The following is a 1,647-nucleotide window of genomic DNA, read 5'->3' on the forward strand; positions in this document are numbered from 1 at the left end:
CGGCAGCACCTCGGGTGACTCCGGCGGTTCCGGCTCGGAGGATTCGACGGGCGACAGTGGGGCTGGCGCCGCCGCGGGCGGAGACTCCGCCGGGGGCACGGACGACGGCGCGGACGGGACCGCGGGCGGCTCCGCCGGCGGCTCGACCGCGTCCGGCGACGGTCCCCCGACCGGTTCGCCGACCGACATCACCTCGTACGCCGAGCTGAGTGCCTCGTCGACGCTCAAGGGCAGCAGCCAGGCGTCGTACTACGTCACGAATCTCACCGACGGTGACTCGACCACCTGCTGGGCGGAGGGCGTCAGCGGCTACGGCGCCGGACAGCGCATCCGCTTCACCTTCCCGCGCGAGGTGTGGGTCGCCAACGTGCGCATCATCCCCGGCTACGACAAGTACGACTACGACCGCGGCGTCGACCGCTGGCACGCCAACGGCCGGGTGAGGGTGGCGCGGCTGCACTTCTCGGACGGCAGGGAAGCGGACTTCACGCTGTACGACTCGAACAACGGGCTCCAGGACATGAAGCTCGCCGCGCCGAAGAAGACCACGTTCGTCGAGATGGAGATCGTGTCGGTGTATCCGGCGGACACCGGGACGAACCACGACGCGCAGGACACCTCGGTCTCAGAGATGCGCGTGGAGGGCTGGGCGGAGTAGCTTCCGCCCGGACCCCGCTGCTACCGGGCGCGCAGCGCGGCGAGGTCGTCTTCGTCGAGCGAGCGGACGTAGTCGAGCACCAGCCCGCCCGCGACGGCCACCTTGGCCTTGACGACGTGGGCAGGCGTGTCGGTGGTCTTGTGGTAGTACGGGTCGTCGCGCCACTCGATCCATGCGGCCGGGATCCCGGCACGCTCGAACGGCTCGTGGTCGCTCCAGCCCACGGCGCTCGTGTCCTTCTTGTAGAACAGCCCGAGGCTCTTCGCCTTGGCCGCAGCGAGCAGACGGTCCTTCAGCGTCTGCGGGCCGGTGCCCATCGTGCGCACGACGAACTCGGGCCCGTACCCGATCATGTCCACCGAGATCATCCCGGCGCAGCGAGCGCGCTCGTCGGAGGTCATCATCGCGACGTACTTCCGCGAGCCGTAGTGGTGATGGTCCGAGTTCGAGTCGATCATCTCCTCGGTGCCGAAGAAGACGAACTCGACCGTCGGCGCGAGCTTCTCGTCCTTGAGTTCGCGGGCGATCGCGAGAAGCGCAGCGGTGCCTGTCCCGTTGTCGTTCGCTCCGGGGGACGGTGATTTCGTGTCGTAGTGTGCGCCGAGCACGAACGTGCGATCCGTCGTGCCGGGGAGCGAGGCCACGACGTTCCTGCTCGTCGTCCCGTTCGGCAGCGGGAACGCGCGGATGTCCGCGTCGTAGCCCATCGCCTTGAGCTGTGCGGCGATGTACTCCGCGGCCTTCTTCTCGCCCGCGGACCCGCCCTTGCGCACGCCGATGTCGCACAGTGCGCGCACGTGGTCCATCGCCTCGGCCACGTTGAAGTCGTTGACGATGGCGAGCGGTTCGGGCTCCGGCTCCGGCACGGGGGTCGGCTCGGCGGCGGGCGTCGCGACGAGGGCGGGCACGGGCTCGGTGGCCGCGGGAGTCGCGGGCACGGTCGCCGCGGCGGCGGTGGACGCGCGCGCGGCCGCCTTGTGGTCCTGCTC

Annotated in this window: 3 protein-coding genes; 1 reads left to right on the forward strand and 2 read right to left on the reverse strand. The window is 70.2% G+C overall.

What is annotated here, in order from left to right; all coding sequences use genetic code 11:
- The coding region (locus FDZ70_10260) for a hypothetical protein (protein ID TLM66847.1) at positions 1–228 on the reverse strand (228 nt) is incomplete at its 3' end.
- A gap of 139 nt (positions 229–367) precedes the next feature.
- Here FDZ70_10260 and FDZ70_10265 point away from each other — a divergent pair.
- Positions 368–658, forward strand: coding sequence for a hypothetical protein (locus FDZ70_10265; GenBank protein TLM66848.1), 291 nt, complete (start codon positions 368–370; stop codon positions 656–658).
- A 20-nt stretch (positions 659–678) separates the two neighbouring features.
- Here the strand turns inward: FDZ70_10265 and FDZ70_10270 are convergent.
- Positions 679–1,647, reverse strand: a 969-nt coding sequence (locus FDZ70_10270) for a M20/M25/M40 family metallo-hydrolase (protein ID TLM66849.1), incomplete at its 5' end; no start/stop codon positions are given.

The sequence above is a fragment of the Actinomycetota bacterium genome (genome assembly GCA_005774595.1).
Lineage (GTDB): Bacteria > Actinomycetota > Coriobacteriia > Anaerosomatales > D1FN1-002 > D1FN1-002.